The following is a 15,988-nucleotide window of genomic DNA, read 5'->3' on the forward strand; positions in this document are numbered from 1 at the left end:
CTTGCTTCGCTCGGCCTGCACGCCAGAGTTATTCGCCCGGTGTATTTCATGGAGAACCTGATCGGTACGGGGGCGAAGCGTCGAGATCACAGGTGACGAAGTGACCGGCTCGCGGACAACGGTGGCGAGGCCGAGGACGACAACGGCGACGGCAGTGGCGACGGTCTCGTCCTGCTGCCGGGCGACGACGAGATCTACATCTGGTCGCACGAGGGCGAGCTCCTCGAGCCGACGACGCTCATCCTGTAGCTCGGTCAGTCGACGCGGCGAATCTGCTGTGGCCAGCCGCAGGCTTCGGCCAGCCTGCCGCCCCAATCGGCGGCCGCAGCGTCGTCCGCGACTTCGATGAGCGTCAAGCCACCGAGGTGCTGCTCCGACTCGGCAAAGAGCCCGTTTGTAATCTTGGCCCCGGCACCGGTCGGTTCGGCGGTGACCGCCGCATCCACGCGGTCATCGACGCCTGCGGCAAATATGAGCACCCCGGCCTTCCGCATCTCCTCGACGACAGCGGCGGCGAGCGGGCCGCGTTCGGCAAACCACTCGAGGCTATGCTCGCTGACCCACTGCTGGTTGAAGTAAATGATGTACTGCGGCATCGTGTGTGCCCTTCCAACGTCGGCGTTCAGGGACGCCGGTCCACGGCGCCAGGACGCGGCGTGGTTATTCGGCGACACTACGCCGCAGACCCGGAGGTGCCTTGCGCACCCGCAGATCTGCTGCGCGATCAACGGGTTTGGAAGCGGTCCGCGGGGGCCGCTGCTGAGCGTGCGGAGTGATCTCGACGCCGGCAGCGCGCGAGCCGAGGCCAGCGAAAGCGTAATCTAACGGGCGTCAAGCACCACCGTGAAGGTTGAATTCGGCGTCTGACTAGGTAATGCTTCCCCCTCGCCCCGAGTGCCCGGAGGCCTACACCTACGAGCAGGGAGCGCCGTTGGTGTGCCCGGTGTGCGGGCACGAGTGGACCCCGACGCCGTGGGTCGGTTTCGGCCGGATGCAACTGAAGTCGTCGGTGGTGACGAAGGCTTAGTCGACGCCTTCGTCGTTGATGTCCGAGCCGTGTTCCCGGGCGACGTCCGCGGCGAGTACGGCCGGCCACTCCTGCACATCCGCGGGGGTCGAGGCGACCTGCAGTGTCGCGTTGGGCATGAGCGATACGAGCGCCTCGGCGGTTGAGACCGGATGCGCCGGGTCGTCGATCCACGCGAGCACCGTCGTCGGCTGGGTCAGCGACGCGAGCTGTTCGGGCGAAGGAAGATCGCTCAGCGCGGCCCCGCGATACACCGACGGCAGCAACTGCTCGTTCACGTGCGGCACGCTGTCGGGGTGCCCGACCGAGGCGGGCGGCTGCTCCATCGAGCGGTGCGCGGCGATGAGCCGCGCGACGCCGTGCTGTTCGATGAACTTTGCCGCGCGTTCGTACTCGTCGGCACGCTCGGCCCGGGTCTCCCAGGCGGTCGGTGGCAGCAGCAGCGTGAAGCCGCTGAAGCGATCGGGCTCGCGTACCGCGGCGTGCAGCAGCGTGCCGGTGCCCATCGACGGGCCGACCCCGTGCACTTGTTCGCCGGGGAACCAGTAGTCGAGCAGGCGCAGCAGGTCGTCCGCGAGCGTGGTCCAGCGGTAGTCGTCGGGCACCGGGCGGCCGGTCGAATGCCCGTGGCCACGCGCGTCGTAGCGGAGCAGCTGCGTGCCAGAAAGCCCACGGCCCAGGTCGAGGTCGAGCACCCGGTCGCGCGAACGGCTCGACGTGAGGCCGTGCAACTGCACCACCGGCTGGCCGTCTTCATCGCTAAATGCCCAGGCTAGTCGTGCTCCTTCAACCTCAAACTTGTGCATTTCGCCGCCGTCCTACCCGCGCTGTGTTGCGCATATAGTAGCGCCATGCGTCTCACGCACGTGTCCTACCTCAACCTGCCATTCGGACCGTTGCACAGCTACGAACTCCCGGTGGCGGCGCTGGGGCGCGCCCTCCCCGCATCCTTTGACCAGGCGCGGCATGCCGGGCTCGGCGACCGCTCCGGCTCTTGGATGGGCATTACGTTTCGGCTGACCGCGCAGGTCGATCGCGATGACCTCGCCGAAGCGTGGCAAGCGGTGGTCGCGACACACGGCACGCTGCAAACCGCGTTCGTCAATGACGGTGCCGGCACTCCGACGCTGCACGAGGTGTCCTTTGGTCCCGGCAACTGGGTCGAACACGAGGTCGCGCCAGGACAGACGATGAACGGGGCCCTCCAAGATGTGCTGGATGCGCACTGCCGCCCGCTGTCGGGGCCGTCGCACCGCCTCTGCGTGATTGAGACGGCCGACGGACCAACGTTCGTCATCGCGTCTGACCACACGCACGTTGACATGTGGTCGATGCTCGTCATCGTCCGCGACCTATTCGACGCGCTCGCCGACGTGCGTGCCGGCCAGCGACCGACGCGCAAGGACGCTCCGGCCTTCGCCGACCACACGCAAGCACTTCGCGACCGCCCGGCCGCACCCGCCGAAATTCATGAGCGCTGGCGCGAACTCATCGCCGCCGGCAACGGCGGCATGCCTGCCTTCCCGTTGCCGCTCGGCGAGCCGACGCCGCAGCCCGAACGCGTGGTGGTACGCGACGTTCTCGACCACGGCGGACTCGCCGCGTTTTCGGACGCGGCCCGGCAACGCGGTGGCTCGGCGCTCGCACTGACCATCTCGGCGATGACGAGCACGACGCGGGCGCTCGCCGGTGTTCCGCTGCGCACGCTGTTCCCGGTGCACAGCAGATACGAGGATCGCTGGCATGACTCGGTCGGCTGGTTCATCACGAACTCGATCCTCGAGTCAGACGATGCCGACCCAGCTGCCTGCTCGGCCGCGATCAAGGAGTCGCTGCGCCTCGGCTCGCATCCGCTTGAAGAGATCATGGCGCCCTGGGGTGGGATGCCCGAGGTGCCCGGCATGTTCGCGGTGTCGTGGCTCGACATGCGACGCCTGCCGGTGTCACTCGATCCGCAAGCACTCGACGCGCAATACATCGGCGCCGGCATTCGCACCGACGGCGTGATGATCTGGTTCATCACCGACCACGCCGGCATTCACCTGCGATGCCGATTCCCGGACACACCCGAGGCCCGAAAGAACGTCGGTGCCTGGCTTGACGACCTCGTCGCGCGGATGCGTAGCGCGGCCACGGTGGCCGTCTCGGCCTAGCAAGCTGGGAGCGCGTTACCGCGCCAACGTAGGATCACCCGACGCAGCACCACATTTGAGCGAGGGAGCGACATCGGCGACGTCAACGCAAACGACGTCGTGGCGTTTCTCGTCGAGGTGGTCGCGTTCGTCAGCCTCGGGATTTGGGGATGGCAGCTCGGTTCCGGTGGGACATCGCCTTCGGCGTCGTCGCCGCAGTGAACACAGCACTTGTCTACTTCGGCCCGTTCGCGCGGTAACGACATGACCGGTCGGATGCACCCGACCGGCTTGGCATCGCTGGGTCGCCCCGACAACCAATGCCCCGGAGCGGCCCAGACCGCAAGTCGGGCTAGGCCTCGGGGACCGCCTCGCTCATGGCCGAGATCTGGAAGGTCGCGCCGGTAGGGTCGGCGATCGTGGCGATGCGCCCGAAGGGAGAATCGGTCGGCCCGTCAAGCACCGTGCCGCCGAGTTCCTGCACGCGGGCGATCGCCGCGTCGCTCGCCTCGACGCCAAAGTAGATGCGCCAGCCCGCGGCCTCGGCGGGCATGAAGCCGGCAGCGTCGCAGAGACCCCAGGTTGCGCTGTCGGGCGTGCCGTTCGTCGCGTAGGGGAAGCTGTCACCCTCCATTGGCTCGCTCATCGGCACGAGGTTGGCGCCGAACACCTTCGTGAAGAACTCACTCGAGCGATCGAACTCGAGGCTCATGTCTTCGAACCACACGGGGGATCCCGGTTTGCCGGTGAACTCGTAGCCGTCGATCGTCCCGGCGCTCCAAAGCCCGATCGCGGCCCCAGTCGGATCGAGGACCACGGCGAAGCGGCCGGAGTCACCGGCATCACAGGGCTCGACCACGACGGTGGCGCCGTGCTCGAGCGCCGTCGCGACCCGGGCATCCACATCGTCAACCGCGAGGTAGACGCTCCACGACGAGGGCAGCGGGTCGCCGGCCGGACAGGTCATGCCCGAGACGTCCATGGCGCCGCCGACGAGTGCGTCGCCGTTGTAGACCATGTTGTAGTGGCCGAAGCCCTCACCGGCGTCGTCGAACCGCCAGCCGAACAGGCCGGTGTAGAACTCCTTGGCGGCGGCCAAATCGGTCGAGTTGAGGTCGAGCCAGGTCGAGGTGCCGAGTGGACGAGACATGATTCCTCCTGTTGGGTGCGACGCGGCGTCAGTGCCGCGCTCTGTTTCCTACTGTATGAATGGGCCGCGGGCGAGGTTTGTCCGAATGTGCGGTCTTGCGGAATCGGGCAGTTACGCCCGAACGTGCCGGCACAGCGCCGGAAGCGCCGACAGCAGCGGCACTTGCCCCGGCATTGCGGCCGCGAATCGCAGCGTCACCTCGCACGGCCCGGTGATCGGGCTCGGATGCACCGCGACCATCGGCCGCGCGGGCACGAGTTGCTCGGGCGCCTCGCTGTGGGCCTCGACCGCGAACCCGAGCAGGTACGGAGCGCTCGGCGCCAGGGGCAGCGTGACCTCCGGGACTCCGGCAGCGAGCATCCCTGCCTTAGGCAGGCCGATCGGCGCGGGCTGCGGATACCAGCCGATCCAGACGCCGGCGTCGCCGCGCGGGCTGAACTCGGGCGGCAAGTCGAGCCGAACGCGGGCCGAGGCCGGAGCATCCGGCACGAGCGCGAACGGCTGCGGTGGGCGGTCGGCGACCTCGTCGGCGAGCCGGCGCAGCCGCGCGGGCGCGACGCCAACCGACTCCTTGAACCGGCGGCTGAAGCTCGACAGCGAGTCAAATCCGACCGCCGCCGCGATGTCAATCACGGGGTCGCGATCGGCGAGCAGGAGCCGCTTCGCCGCGTCGATGCGCAGGGCAGAGAGGTATTGCCCGGGGCCAATTCCGGTGCGGGCGAGAAAGAGCCGTGAAAAGTGAAACGGGCTGTAACCGGCATGGTCGGCAAGGTCGCGGGCAGTGAGCAAGCCACGCCGCTCAATCGCGAACTCGACGGCTGCATCCACCGCGGCCAGGTGTGCGGCAGCTGCGTCGGTGGTCACGCCGCGAGTGTAGGGCATGCTTGTGGGAACACCTGGTGACCGGGCGCCGCACGGTGGCTACCGTGAGGGCATGAGCATCAGACTCGACAATGTTGGCATCGCCGTGGCCGATCTCGACGCGGCGGTCGCGTTTTTCACTGACCTTGGGCTCCAGGAAATCGGCCGCGACGAGGTCGAAGGCGAGTGGACCGACACCGCCGTGGGGCTCGACGGCAACCACGCGAAGATCGCGATGCTGCGCACCCTCGACAGACACAACAAGATTGAGCTCTTCGAGTACCTCCACCCCGATGCGATCGCCCGCGAACCGATACTGCCGAACGAGATCGGCATGCACCGCGTCGCGCTGCAGGTCGACGACCTCGAGGCGGCGCTCGAGATCGCGGCCCGGCACGGCTGCATGCCACTGCGCGGCGTCGCCAACTACCGTGACATCTTCCTGCTCACCTACGTGCGCGGACCGAGCGGCATCATCGTGATGCTCGCGCAGCAGCTCGCGTCGTAGCGCGGTTTGGGAGGCTACGCCTCGGTCATGCGCAGCAACAGCGGCAGCGCCCGGGGCAGGTCGTCGGTCACCACGGATGCGTCGTAGCAGCTCGCGCTCGCGAGTCCCTCCGCGGCGTAGCGCACGAGCAGGATGCGGTCGGGGTCAAGCCCGTCGTTGGCGAGGAACTCGCGCCAGTAGAGGTTGTCTTCTTCTTCGAGCGCCTCGACACCGTCGACGTCGCCGAGGTGCATGCTGATGTCAGCAAAGTTCGCGAACTCGACCCGCAGGGCTGACTCAGGCTCGCACAGTGCGCGCACGTAGGCGCGGAGCGTCTTGCCCGGGCGGTTCTCGGAGAGGTCGACGTAGTCGCGCACTCCCTGGCGGATATTAACGAGGTAGTCCTCGAGCACCGCGAGTAGCAGCTCGTTTTTGCTCGCGAAGTGGTGCAGCAGACCGCTCTTCGAAATGCCAGCGGTGGTCGCGACGTGTTGCAGCGACATGGCCATGCCCCGCACCTTGAGCTCGTCGCGCGCCGCGGTCAGGATCTCGCGTCGCGTGCGCTCGGAATTGCGCGTTGTGTCACTCGTCACCGCTGCGTCACCACTTCAATCGTGCCGGTCTGCTCGTCGACCTCGAACTTGCGAGGGATCGTGCGCCAGGCACTGATGCCGGCGACCACGAGAATACCCGCCGCGACCAGTGCCGTGAACTGCATGCCGCCAGTGAACGCATGTTGCAGCTGCTCAACGAGGCCGGCGTTCGTGTCGCTGAGCGCCTCGAGTCCGCCCGCGAGCGACTCGGTGACCGCGTGCTGCGTGTCGCCCGGCAATTCGCTGAGGTCGGGCAGCCGCTGGCGGTAGCCGATGGTCATGATCGAGCCGAGGATCGCGATACCGAGGGCAACGCCGAGCTCGTAGGCGGTCTCGGAGATCGCCGAGGCGGCGCCGGCGCGAGCGCGGGGGACCGAGCCGACCACCGCATCCGTTGAGACGGTCGCGGCGAGCCCGATGCCGAATCCGGCGATGACGAGCGCTGCGATGAGCACGACGTAGCCCTCGAGTCCCTCGGCGACGGCGATACCCGCGAGGCCGAGGCCGGCGCCGAGCAGGCCGATGCCGATGCTGCCACCCATGCCGATGCGAGCCACGAACATGCCGACGAACACGACGACGATCATCGAGGCAACCATCGCCGGGAGCTCGACGAGCCCCGCCTGCAGCGGCTCCAGGCCGCGCACGAGCTGGAGGTATTGCGAGAAGAAGAACAGCAGCCCGCTGAGCGCGAAGATCGACAGGCCATTCGCGACGACCGCGCCGCGGAACGCGGGCACCTTGAAGAGCTCGAGGTCGAATAGCGGCGTTGCGAGGTGCCGCTGCCGGTGGATGAACCACCAGCCGCTCGCGAGCCCAACGACGAGCATCGCAATGGCGATCACGCCAAAGTCGCCGCTGAAGAGCCCCTTGATCGCGTAGATGATGGGCACGAGCATCGTGATCGAGAGCACTGATGAGAGCACGTCGATCGAGTTCGCGGTCAGGTTCTTCGACTCGGGCAGCAGCCAGGCGCCGGCGATGACGAGCACGATCATGACGGGGATGTTGATGAGGAACACCGAGCCCCACCAGAAGTGCTCGAGCAGGAAGCCGCCGACGAGGGGGCCAAGGGCAGCGCCGCCGGCCGCACCGGCCGACCAGATGGCGATCGCGCGGGTGCGCTGCTTCGGCACGCGGAACATGTGCCGAATGATCGACAGGGTCGACGGCATGAGGGTCGCGCCGCTGAGGCCGAGCACCGCGCGGGCGGCAATGAGCACCTCGGCGGTCGGCGCGAACGCCGCAACCGCCGACGCGACGCCGAAGCCAAGCGCGCCGAGCAGCAGGAGTTTCTTGCGTCCGATGCGGTCGGCGACGTTGCCCATGGTGATGAGCAAGCCCGCGAGGGCGAACGAGTAGATGTCGCCGATCCAGAGCAGCTGGGTCGCGGTGGGATGCAGTGATTCGCTGAGCGACGGAACGGCCAGCGAGAGCACGGTGCCGTCGATCGCGAGCAGCGTCACGGCGAGCACGAGCACCGCGAGTGACGCCCATTCGCGGGCGCCGGCGCGGGGTTTTGGAGCTGACAATTCGAACATGCAGTCAATTCTACAGTGCAAATGGTCGGTAAGGAAGGGTGTGTGGTCGGTTGGCATGGCGTGCGTGTTCGAGGCGTAGCGTGAGGCCGTTGCCGCACACGATGCAAGAATGCGCATGAGCTCGCTCGGCGAGGTCATTGTTCAGCTAGCGGGGATTGCGCCCACCGAAGCCACGGGGCTCGACTACGCATCGGTGAACGAGGGCGTGATGCATGCGTGCGGGCACGACGTGCACGTGGCCTGCGGCCTCGGAGCCGCGCGCCTGCTCGCCGCGTCGACGGGGCAGTGGAGCGGCACCTACATCGCCCTCTTCCAACCCGCCGAGGAGATCGGTGCCGGCGCGAGGTCGATGGTCGAGGCGGGCTTGACGGATGCGGTGCCGCAACCGACGCTGCGCACCGGTACCGAAGCAGCAGTGACGGCAGCATTCGCGTACCTCGGCTAGGTACGACGTATGCATGCACCCTCATGAGTACAGTTGATGCACTATGGCAAGACGCGGCCCCCGTGGCGATATCGATCAGCAGGTGATCCTCGACGCAGCGATGCGCGTGCTCAAGCGCGAAGGCAGCATCAGCGCGGTGTCGTTGCGCATGGTCGCGCGTGAACTCGGGGTGGCGCCGAACGCGATCTACACCTATTTCCAGTCGATGGGGGCGGTGTGGCATGAGGCGAAAGAGCGCCAACTCGGCCTCGTGCTGCCCGATGTGACGCCGCGCACCGACTGCGGGCGCTGTGGTCTGCGCGACCTGCTTGAAGGCATCGCAAAGACGCACTCGGGGGAGTTGCTCGACCTATTCCAACATCAGTCGCGGCTCGGCCAGGAGTCGTTCGAGTTCGCCGAAATGCTTCTGTCGTACGCACAGACCGCGGGCGTGCCGCCGCGGTACACGCGCAACATCATCCTCATCTGGCTCTCCGGCCGGGCCTCGCTCGGTCGACAGCGCCATCTCGAGAACGAGCGGCGCGAGCAAATGCGCCTCGAACTCGGCGGAGGGTATCCGCTCGAGGCCGAGGCGAACGCAATTCCCGCCGACGAGGACTTCGAGACCGAACTGAGGATTCTGCTCAACGGGCTCGAACTCTATTGCAGCTGCGGAAACGACCCGGCCGGGATGCGGCCGGCGGCGAACTAGGAGACGGGCACCGCGAGCCCCGTGATGAGCTCGTCCGGATCCATCTCGGGGGTGGGCTCGGTGTCGTACGCCTCCCAGAACGGCAGGCCGGCCGTCAGCCCCTGCTGCTCGACCCACTGCATGAACGCGCCCCATGAGTCGCCGAGCTTGTCGTAGCCGCCATGGTGCTTCGCGATGGCGATGCGGCCGGCAGGGAGCTCGGACGGAACCACCTCGTAGTCGCCGAACGTCACCGCGTCATGCAGCGCAGCAGTGACTGGAAAGCCCACCTCGAACGACGCGGTCTCGGTGGGCACGTACTCGTGCCGAGAAAAGGCGGGGCCCACCGGCACGAACACGCCGGCCGAGATCGCTTGCCCGAGGGCGGTGAACGCCGGGTCCATGAACTGTGGCATTTCGGCCACGGGGTAGTCGGTCACTCGCACCACCGCGGTGGGCGTGCCAGGAAAGTCGATGACGTCTTGCGAGTCGAGATGTGACATGAGCTTCCTTCGCCTCGGCGTCGGGCCGGGCGCCCGAACGCTTGGTGCCCGCGAGAGTACGCAGCGACCTTGGGAAAAACTCGACCGGCTCGCTAGAACTCGACCTCGGCACCGACGATGATCGTGCGTTCGGGCGGAAGGTGCAGCACGTGCGTGCGGTTGGCCGAGCCCCGCTCGAGCAGCCGGAAGAGCTGCTTGCGCCACTTGGCCATGACCCGAGACCGCCCGGGTTCAATGCGAAACACCGACAGCACGTACATCGCCTCATCGGGTTCGAAGTGGAGTTCGGGCGAGTGGTCGATGGCCTGGCGGAGGGCCCGGGGCACGTCCTGGTAGTCGTTGAATCCGATGCGATAGAGCACCTGCACGATGCCGTCGTCGGGGTCACCGAGCGGCGTGGTGACGATGCGGTCGGGCCGGGCGACGTAGGGCACCCCGACGTGCACTATCGTGATGATCACGACGTGCTCGTGCACCACACGATTGAACTTGACGTTCCCGCGCAGGGCGAGCGGGACGGTCTCGGGATTCCCGTGCGGATAGACCGCGACCCCGGGAACCCGCTCGACCGCATCCCGCCGCAGCCCGCTCACAAACTCCGGCAGCGGGCCCTCGAGCTTCGCCCGATTGCCGAACAGCACCTCGGCGCCCCGGCGCCAAGTGAGCATGACCGTGATGAACACTGCGGCGATCGCGAGGGGCACCCAGCCGCCCGAGGCGATCTTGATCCCGTTCGCGGCGAACAAGAGCAGCTCAAGACCGCCGATGATCGCGCCGAGGGCCACCACGCGCCACGTCGGCCACTGCCACACCGCGTGCGCCAGCAGCAGGAACAGCGAGAGCTCGAGCAGCATCGTGCCGGTTACCGAAAGGCCGTACGCGGCCGCGAGCTCGGTCGAACTCTGGAACGAAACCACCAAGAGCACGACGCCGACGAACAGCACCCAATTCACGAGCGGCAGGTAGATCTGCCCCATGTTGTTCCGCGAGGTGTGCTTGACGCGCAGGCGCGGCAGCAGCGATCGCCGCACCGCCTGGCGCGCAACCGAGAACGCCCCCGAAATGACGGCCTGCGAAGCGATCACCGTCGCGAGGGTCGCGAGCACGACGAGCGGGATGCGCCCCCACGCCGGTGCGAGGTGGAAGAACGGGTTCGACGCGGTCGAGGGATCGGCGAGGAGCATCGCACCTTGGCCGAAGTAGTTGAGCAGCAGCGACGGCATGACGAGCGCGAACCAGGCGAGCACGATCGGCGTTCGCCCGAAGTGGCCGAGGTCGGCATAGAGCGCCTCGACGCCGGTGACGGCGAGCACCACGGCGCCGAGCGCGAAGAAGCCGATGAGCGGGTTCGCGAACACAAATTCGATCGCGTAGGTGGGGGAGACCGCGCGCAGGATGCTGAGGTCCTCGCGAATGTGCGCCGCGCCGAGCAGTGCGAGCACGACGAACCAGACGATCATGACCGGCCCAAACGCCCGCCCGATCACCGCGGTGCCCCAGCGCTGCACAGCGAACAGCACGGTGAGAATCACGAGCCCGAGCGGCACGACCCAGGTGCCGAGCTGCGGGTTCACCGTCTCGAGCCCTTCCACGGCGCTGAGCACCGAGATGGCCGGCGTGATGAACGAGTCGCCAAAGAAGAGCGAGGCACCCACGACCGAGAGAATCAGTGCGGCCTTCGCGCGCGACGTGCCGGTGCCGAGCTTGCGGTGAATGAGTGCCGCGAGCGAGAGGATGCCACCCTCACCGTCGTTGTCGGCTCGCAGAATGAACCCCGCGTAGGCGACCGACACGATGATGATGAGGCACCACGTGATGAGCGAGATGATGCCGAGGATGTCGCGCTCGGTCGGCTGCACCGCGCCGTTGTGCAGCGCGAAGATCGTCTGCAACGAGTAGAGGGGACTCGTGCCGATGTCGCCGAACACGACGCCGAGAGCGGCGAGTGCGAGCGCAGACAATTTGGTGGGGCGAAGGGCGCCGCCAGCGGTTTTCACGAGCGACGATATTCCTCCTTTATTGGTGCCCGCGCAAGTACCCGGTGAAGATTGGCCAGCGCGTCGGCACTAGGCTCGGGGATCATGGGTGACATCGCGTATCAACTGGTCGGTTCGGGCACGCGAAAGATCGTGTTCTTCCACGGCCTCATGGGGCGCGGCCGCAACTTCGGCGCGATCGCGCGCAGCCTCGGCGACGAGTTCACGAGCATGCTCGTCGACATGCCGAACCACGGCGAATCCGCCTGGACCGAGACCTTCAGCTACGTCGACATGGCCGACGCGCTCGCGGAGGTCGTGCGGGGCGAATTTGCGAACGCGGATGGGCGACTCGAGCCGGTCGCGCTCGTCGGCCACTCGATGGGAGGCAAGGCCGCGATGGTGCTCGCGCTGCGGCATCCCGAGCTGATCGAGCGGCTCGCGGTCGTCGATATCGCCCCCGGCGCATCCGGCAGCTCACCCGGCGGCTTCGAGCACCTGCTTACGAGCATGGCGGCCGTCGATTTGTCGAGGGTGACGCGGCGCAGTGATGCCGAAGCGCAGCTGCTCGAGCGGATTCCCGACACGACGATCCGTCAGTTCCTGCTCCAGAACCTGCGCCCGGCGGGCGGTGGCAGCTATGCCTGGCAGCCGAACCTCGCGATGCTCACAGATGCTCTCGACGAGATCCTCGGCTGGCCGCAATTCGCGGCGCCGCCCTACACCGGCCCGGTCGTGTGGATTGCGGGGGAGAACTCGAATTACATTCGCGCCGAAGACGACGCGCCGATGCGGGCGCTCTTCCCGCGCGTGCGCAAGGCGACGATTCGCGACTCGGGGCACTGGGTGCACTCGGAGCAGCCGGAGCGATTCCTCGCGACCCTGCGGTACTTCCTCGACCAGCCGGGCCCGGAGCAGCCGAGCGCGGGTTAGTGGCCCTCGGCCGCCTCATGCTTTGCTGACTTGCCGAACGGCAGCAGGTGCAGGATGCCGACGATCGCGCTGCCGAGCACGACGCCGAGCACGAACGAGCAGGCCGTGTTAATGAGCCAACCGAGCACCGCGCCGACGCCGGGCACGGCCGCGCCGAAGCCCTCGAGGTGGTGCACGAAGTCGTAGGGGGCGGTCAGGCCGAGCTCGGCGAGATTGACGAGCCACAGGTGGCCGCCGACCCAGAGCATCGCGATGGTGCCGACCCAGGCGATGACGTCGAAGACGTGCGGCATCACGTTCATCAGCCCGTGCCCGAACTTTGCGCGCGGTGCGCGGCTCGACTTGCTCATCGCGAGCCCCACGTCGTCGAGCTTCACGAGAATCCCCACGGCGCCGTACACGACGGCGGTCATCATGATCGCAACGACCACCATGATCGCGAGGCGCGCGAAGAACGCTTGGTCGAGCACCTCGTTCATCGAGATCACCATGATCTCGGCGCTGAGGATGATGTCGGTGCGCGTCGCGGCCGACACGATTGCCTTCTCGTCGCGGTTGGCCGCCGCGCTCTCGCCATCGGCTCCGTGGCCGCCCCAGAACTTCTCGATGAGCTTCTCGGCGCCCTCGAAACAGAGGTAGGCACCGCCAAGCATGAGCAGCGGCGGCAACAGCATCGGCAGAAACTCGGCGAGCAGCAGCGCGACGGGCAGGATGATCAAGAGCTTGTTGAGCAGCGAGTTGCGTGCGATCTTCCAGATGATCGGCAGCTCGCGGGCCGGGCTCAACCCAGCAACGTACTGCGGTGTCACCGCCGCGTCGTCGATCACGACGCCGGCCGCCTTTCCGGACGCCTTGGCGGCCATGCCCGCGACGTCGTCGACGCTTGCGGCGGCTGCGCGGGCGAGTGCCGCGATGTCATCAAGGAGGGCAACGAGACCGGTAGCCATCTGGATCCTTCGGTAGAGGGGTGCGCTTACACTAGCGCGCTAGCTCGACGTGCCGAGTGCCGCCAGCCTCCCAGCCGCCTTCTCGAGCACCTCGATGCGCTTGCTGAAGGCGAACCGCACGAGCGTCTCGACGCCGGTCGTGTCGCGGTAGAACACCGACAGTGGCACCGCGGTCACGCCGACGCGCTCGGGCAGTTCGCGGCAGAAGTCGATGGCCGAGGTCACGCCGAGGGGCGCGACGTCGGCGACGATGAAGTAGCCGCCCTCGGGTACGTGCACGTGCATCCCGGTGCCCTCGAGCGCCTCGACGAGCACGTCGCGCTGACGCTGCAGGCCATCGCGAATCTCGGCGATACGCGCATCCGGCAGCCGCAGGCCCGCCCCGATGCCGCGCTGCATCGGTGCCGGGCCGACGAACGTGAGGAACTGCTTCACGGTCGTGACTGCCGTAACCAGCTCGGGCGAGGCACACACCCAACCAACCTTCCACCCCGTGGTGGCGAAGGTCTTGCCGCCCGACGAGATGAGGATGCTGCGCTCGCGCATGCCGGGCAGCGTCGCGATCGGCGCGTGCTCGCGACCATCGAACGTGAGGTGCTCGTACACCTCGTCGGTGATGACGACGAGGTCATGGCGCACGGCGACGTCGGCGATCTGCCGGAGTTCTTCCGGGGCGAAGACGTGCCCCGTCGGGTTGTGCGGGGTGTTGAGCAGGATGACCTTTGTGCGCTCGGTCACGGCCGCCTCGAGGGCGGCCGGATCGAAGGTGAATGCGGGCGCCTCGAGGCGCACCGGCACGAGCGTCGCACCGGCCAGCGTGATCGCGGCGTCGTAGACGTCATAGAACGGCTCGAACGCGATGACCTCATCGCCAGGTTCGCAGAGCGCGAGCAGGCTGGCGCTCAGTGCCTCGGTCGCGCCGACCGTCACGAGAATCTCGGTGGCGGGGTCGTAGCGCAGGCCGTAGTAGTGCTCTTGGTGTGCCGCGATCGCGTCGAGCAGCTCGGGCACCCCGCGCCCCGGCGGGTACTGATTGTCGCCCGACTCGATGCCCGCGACCGCGGCAGCGAGCACCTCGCTCGGCCCGTCGGTGTCGGGGAAGCCCTGGCCCAGGTTGATCGCGTCGTGCTCGCGGGCGAGCGCCGACATTTCGGCAAAGATCGTCGTGCCGAATCGGCGCATGCGGGAGATGAGAGCGGGCATCGAGAAAGTGTATCGACCCCAACCCGCACTCAGCCGCAGGCCAAACGCGGGTGCGAGACTGACGACATGGCTACTACTGCATTCGAGGGTTCCCCCGTCACCACGTCCGGCGAGCTGCCCGAGGTCGGCGCGGCCGCGCCCGACTTTACGCTCACCGGCACCGATCTCAGCGACGTCAAGCTGTCGGACTTCGCCGGCAAGCGCGTCGTGCTCAACATTTTCCCGTCGGTTGACACCGGCATCTGCGCCGCCTCGGTGCGCAAGTTCAACGAACTCGCCGCAGGCCTCGACAACACCGTCGTCGTGACTGCCTCGCGTGACCTGCCGTTCGCACTCGGCCGCTTCTGCGGCGCTGAGGGCATTGAGAACGTGGTCGCGACGAGCGCGTTCCGCTCGAGTTTCGGCGAGGACTACGGCGTCGTGCAGCAGGATGGCCCGCTCGCCGGCCTGCTCGCCCGCTCGGTCGTCATCGTCGATGAAGAGGGCAAGATCGCCTACACGCGGCTCGTGCCCGAGATCAAGCAGGAGCCGAACTACGACGAGGCGATCGCCGCGCTCCAGTAGCGCGTCTCTCTCCTACGACCCGGCGAGGCTACAGGCCCACGAACGCGCGCATCGCATCGAGCTCGCGGCTGGCCTGAGCCTCGCCGAGTGCGTACTGCTGGCGCAGCTTGCGCACGTTCGTCTCGCTATTCGAGACGCCGAGGTTGTCGGGTGTGAAGAGATAAGCGCGGCCCTCGGCTTCGAGATCGAAGAGTTCGGCTCGTGTGTGGTTGTAGCGACGCGGGCGTTGCAGAATGCCGTTCACCATGGCCGGGTATTTGCGGAACGTGCTGCGGTAGAAGCTCGTCACCTTTGCCGGGGGCTTCACGTAGTCGCGCGGGCGGGTCATGACCACCAGGAACTTTTCATAGCCGGCGGCCTTTGCCGCGTCGATGGCGAAGCCACCGGTGGGCCCGAGCGCGCCGTCGACGAAGACCTCGCCGTCGATTTCTACGGGCGGCATGAGCAGGGGCAGCGACGACGACGCCCGCACGCGCACGAGCAAGTCGTGCAGCTCGGTGATGTCGCTGCGTGACCAGTACTGGGTGCGGCCCGAGCGCATCTCGAACGCGCCGACGGCGAAATCAGCGGGGTTCGCAAGATACGTCGCGTAGTCGTAAGGGAGGGCCTTGCCCGGTGCCGCGGTCTGCTCGTAGATGTACTCCGACGAGAAGAGTCCCTTGCCCTGGAGCCATGTGCGCATGTTGCCGAAGTTCGGGTCGGCGGCGAAGTCGACGAACGACTGCCGGGTGCGCCACTCGTCGCGTGAGAGGTAGTTCGCGACGCAGCTCGAGCCCGCCGAGATGCCACCGACCCAGTCGAACCAGATGCCCTCGCGGATGAACATCGAGATCACCGCCGAGGTGTAGCTCGCGCGCATCCCTCCTCCCTCGATCACGAGCGCGGTGTCGTGCACATTCGACTTGAGCGGAGAAGATTGGCGGCTGGCGTCGGACATGTGTAAATCTTGGCACGTT

18 protein-coding genes are annotated in these 15,988 nt (G+C 67.3%); 7 read left to right on the forward strand and 11 right to left on the reverse strand.

Translation table 11 applies throughout. The annotated features are described in order from the left end of the window. Nucleotides 1-254: 254 nt before the first annotated feature. Nucleotides 255-596, reverse strand: a complete 342-nt coding sequence (locus tag M3M28_RS04820) for a YciI family protein (RefSeq protein ID WP_249387684.1) — start codon at nucleotides 594-596, stop codon at nucleotides 255-257. 278 nt (nucleotides 597-874) lie between these two features. Between M3M28_RS04820 and M3M28_RS12755 the strand changes: the two genes are divergently transcribed. Then, nucleotides 875-1,027: a hypothetical protein gene (locus tag M3M28_RS12755; RefSeq protein WP_349305344.1), complete on the forward strand. Its 153-nt coding sequence runs from the start codon at nucleotides 875-877 to the stop codon at nucleotides 1,025-1,027. On the opposite strand, the gene M3M28_RS04825 is transcribed toward M3M28_RS12755, so the two are convergent. Continuing rightward, on the reverse strand, nucleotides 1,024-1,833 hold the full coding sequence (locus tag M3M28_RS04825) for an alpha/beta fold hydrolase (RefSeq protein WP_249387685.1): 810 nt from the start codon (nucleotides 1,831-1,833) through the stop codon (nucleotides 1,024-1,026). The genes M3M28_RS12755 and M3M28_RS04825 overlap by 4 nt on opposite strands. Nucleotides 1,834-1,878: 45 nt before the next feature. Between M3M28_RS04825 and M3M28_RS04830 the strand changes: the two genes are divergently transcribed. Then, nucleotides 1,879-3,180, forward strand: coding sequence for a condensation domain-containing protein (locus tag M3M28_RS04830; protein WP_249387686.1), 1,302 nt, complete (start codon nucleotides 1,879-1,881; stop codon nucleotides 3,178-3,180). 331 nt (nucleotides 3,181-3,511) lie between these two features. Here the strand turns inward: M3M28_RS04830 and M3M28_RS04835 are convergent, their stop codons facing one another. Both M3M28_RS04835 and M3M28_RS04840 read right to left on the reverse strand, forming a co-directional pair. Further along, nucleotides 3,512-4,309, reverse strand: coding sequence for a VOC family protein (locus tag M3M28_RS04835; protein ID WP_249387687.1), 798 nt, complete (start codon nucleotides 4,307-4,309; stop codon nucleotides 3,512-3,514). A 111-nt stretch (nucleotides 4,310-4,420) separates the two neighbouring features. Further along, a complete protein-coding gene (locus M3M28_RS04840; protein ID WP_249387688.1) occupies nucleotides 4,421-5,173 on the reverse strand; it encodes a helix-turn-helix transcriptional regulator in 753 nt (250 codons plus the stop codon). 70 nt (nucleotides 5,174-5,243) lie between these two features. Between M3M28_RS04840 and M3M28_RS04845 the strand changes: the two genes are divergently transcribed. Then, nucleotides 5,244-5,678 (forward strand): VOC family protein, encoded by a 435-nt coding sequence (locus M3M28_RS04845; RefSeq protein ID WP_249387689.1) that lies wholly within the window; start codon nucleotides 5,244-5,246, stop codon nucleotides 5,676-5,678. Nucleotides 5,679-5,692: 14 nt separating this feature from the next. On the opposite strand, the gene M3M28_RS04850 is transcribed toward M3M28_RS04845, so the two are convergent. Both M3M28_RS04850 and M3M28_RS04855 read right to left on the reverse strand, forming a co-directional pair. After that, nucleotides 5,693-6,250 (reverse strand): TetR/AcrR family transcriptional regulator, encoded by a 558-nt coding sequence (locus M3M28_RS04850; protein ID WP_249387690.1) that lies wholly within the window; start codon nucleotides 6,248-6,250, stop codon nucleotides 5,693-5,695. Beyond that, on the reverse strand, nucleotides 6,247-7,791 hold the full coding sequence (locus tag M3M28_RS04855) for an MFS transporter (protein WP_249387691.1): 1,545 nt from the start codon (nucleotides 7,789-7,791) through the stop codon (nucleotides 6,247-6,249). The genes M3M28_RS04850 and M3M28_RS04855 overlap by 4 nt, the downstream gene beginning before the upstream one ends. Before the next feature lie 115 nt (nucleotides 7,792-7,906). On the opposite strand from M3M28_RS04855, the gene M3M28_RS04860 reads away from it, so the two are divergent. Together M3M28_RS04860 and M3M28_RS04865 are read left to right on the forward strand one after the other, a co-directional pair. Then, nucleotides 7,907-8,236 carry a M20/M25/M40 family metallo-hydrolase gene (locus M3M28_RS04860; protein WP_349305345.1) on the forward strand — a complete coding sequence of 110 codons (330 nt, stop codon included), beginning with the start codon at nucleotides 7,907-7,909 and terminating at the stop codon, nucleotides 8,234-8,236. A 43-nt stretch (nucleotides 8,237-8,279) separates the two neighbouring features. Further along, nucleotides 8,280-8,927 (forward strand): TetR/AcrR family transcriptional regulator, encoded by a 648-nt coding sequence (locus M3M28_RS04865; protein WP_249387692.1) that lies wholly within the window; start codon nucleotides 8,280-8,282, stop codon nucleotides 8,925-8,927. Here M3M28_RS04865 and M3M28_RS04870 read toward each other — a convergent pair. Then, on the reverse strand, nucleotides 8,924-9,409 hold the full coding sequence (locus M3M28_RS04870; RefSeq protein WP_249387693.1) for a GyrI-like domain-containing protein: 486 nt from the start codon (nucleotides 9,407-9,409) through the stop codon (nucleotides 8,924-8,926). The two genes, M3M28_RS04865 and M3M28_RS04870, sit on opposite strands and share 4 nt — an antisense overlap. A gap of 92 nt (nucleotides 9,410-9,501) precedes the next feature. Then, a complete protein-coding gene (locus tag M3M28_RS04875) occupies nucleotides 9,502-11,370 on the reverse strand; it encodes a potassium transporter Kup (RefSeq protein WP_249387694.1) in 1,869 nt (622 codons plus the stop codon). 120 nt (nucleotides 11,371-11,490) lie between these two features. On the opposite strand from M3M28_RS04875, the gene M3M28_RS04880 reads away from it, so the two are divergent. Further along, nucleotides 11,491-12,318 carry an alpha/beta fold hydrolase gene (locus M3M28_RS04880; protein ID WP_249387695.1) on the forward strand — a complete coding sequence of 276 codons (828 nt, stop codon included), beginning with the start codon at nucleotides 11,491-11,493 and terminating at the stop codon, nucleotides 12,316-12,318. Here the strand turns inward: M3M28_RS04880 and M3M28_RS04885 are convergent. Both M3M28_RS04885 and M3M28_RS04890 read right to left on the reverse strand, forming a co-directional pair. After that, nucleotides 12,315-13,265: a DUF808 domain-containing protein gene (locus M3M28_RS04885; RefSeq protein WP_249387696.1), complete on the reverse strand. Its 951-nt coding sequence runs from the start codon at nucleotides 13,263-13,265 to the stop codon at nucleotides 12,315-12,317. The two genes, M3M28_RS04880 and M3M28_RS04885, sit on opposite strands and share 4 nt — an antisense overlap. A 39-nt stretch (nucleotides 13,266-13,304) precedes the next feature. Continuing rightward, nucleotides 13,305-14,468 carry a pyridoxal phosphate-dependent aminotransferase gene (locus M3M28_RS04890; protein ID WP_249387697.1) on the reverse strand — a complete coding sequence of 388 codons (1,164 nt, stop codon included), beginning with the start codon at nucleotides 14,466-14,468 and terminating at the stop codon, nucleotides 13,305-13,307. Between the two features lie 66 nt (nucleotides 14,469-14,534). Here M3M28_RS04890 and tpx point away from each other — a divergent pair, with 66 nt between their 5' ends. Then, on the forward strand, nucleotides 14,535-15,032 hold the full coding sequence (tpx, locus tag M3M28_RS04895) for a thiol peroxidase (protein ID WP_249387698.1): 498 nt from the start codon (nucleotides 14,535-14,537) through the stop codon (nucleotides 15,030-15,032). A 28-nt stretch (nucleotides 15,033-15,060) separates the two neighbouring features. Here tpx and M3M28_RS04900 read toward each other — a convergent pair whose 3' ends face one another. Beyond that, nucleotides 15,061-15,969 carry a patatin-like phospholipase family protein gene (locus M3M28_RS04900; RefSeq protein WP_249387699.1) on the reverse strand — a complete coding sequence of 303 codons (909 nt, stop codon included), beginning with the start codon at nucleotides 15,967-15,969 and terminating at the stop codon, nucleotides 15,061-15,063. Nucleotides 15,970-15,988: the final 19 nt, after the last annotated feature.

Origin of the sequence: Gulosibacter sediminis (genome assembly GCF_023370115.1) — a bacterium.
GTDB lineage: Bacteria > Actinomycetota > Actinomycetes > Actinomycetales > Microbacteriaceae > Gulosibacter > Gulosibacter sediminis_A.

What these genes read in the sequence shown, in the direction of transcription:
- M3M28_RS04825 (WP_249387685.1), bottom strand. Translation starts at nt 1,833, where the DNA reads ATGCACAAGTTTGAGGTTGAAGGAGCACGACTAGCCTGGGCATTTAGC.
- M3M28_RS04860 (WP_349305345.1), top strand. Translation starts at nt 7,907, where the DNA reads ATGAGCTCGCTCGGCGAGGTCATTGTTCAGCTAGCGGGGATTGCGCCC.
- M3M28_RS04900 (WP_249387699.1), bottom strand. Translation starts at nt 15,969, where the DNA reads ATGTCCGACGCCAGCCGCCAATCTTCTCCGCTCAAGTCGAATGTGCAC.
- M3M28_RS04870 (WP_249387693.1), bottom strand. Translation starts at nt 9,409, where the DNA reads ATGTCACATCTCGACTCGCAAGACGTCATCGACTTTCCTGGCACGCCC.
- M3M28_RS04885 (WP_249387696.1), bottom strand. Translation starts at nt 13,265, where the DNA reads ATGGCTACCGGTCTCGTTGCCCTCCTTGATGACATCGCGGCACTCGCC.
- M3M28_RS04845 (WP_249387689.1), top strand. Translation starts at nt 5,244, where the DNA reads ATGAGCATCAGACTCGACAATGTTGGCATCGCCGTGGCCGATCTCGAC.
- M3M28_RS04830 (WP_249387686.1), top strand. Translation starts at nt 1,879, where the DNA reads ATGCGTCTCACGCACGTGTCCTACCTCAACCTGCCATTCGGACCGTTG.
- M3M28_RS04865 (WP_249387692.1), top strand. Translation starts at nt 8,280, where the DNA reads ATGGCAAGACGCGGCCCCCGTGGCGATATCGATCAGCAGGTGATCCTC.
- M3M28_RS04855 (WP_249387691.1), bottom strand. Translation starts at nt 7,791, where the DNA reads ATGTTCGAATTGTCAGCTCCAAAACCCCGCGCCGGCGCCCGCGAATGG.
- M3M28_RS12755 (WP_349305344.1), top strand. Translation starts at nt 875, where the DNA reads ATGCTTCCCCCTCGCCCCGAGTGCCCGGAGGCCTACACCTACGAGCAG.
- M3M28_RS04890 (WP_249387697.1), bottom strand. Translation starts at nt 14,468, where the DNA reads ATGCCCGCTCTCATCTCCCGCATGCGCCGATTCGGCACGACGATCTTT.
- tpx (WP_249387698.1), top strand. Translation starts at nt 14,535, where the DNA reads ATGGCTACTACTGCATTCGAGGGTTCCCCCGTCACCACGTCCGGCGAG.
- M3M28_RS04820 (WP_249387684.1), bottom strand. Translation starts at nt 596, where the DNA reads ATGCCGCAGTACATCATTTACTTCAACCAGCAGTGGGTCAGCGAGCAT.
- M3M28_RS04835 (WP_249387687.1), bottom strand. Translation starts at nt 4,309, where the DNA reads ATGTCTCGTCCACTCGGCACCTCGACCTGGCTCGACCTCAACTCGACC.
- M3M28_RS04880 (WP_249387695.1), top strand. Translation starts at nt 11,491, where the DNA reads ATGGGTGACATCGCGTATCAACTGGTCGGTTCGGGCACGCGAAAGATC.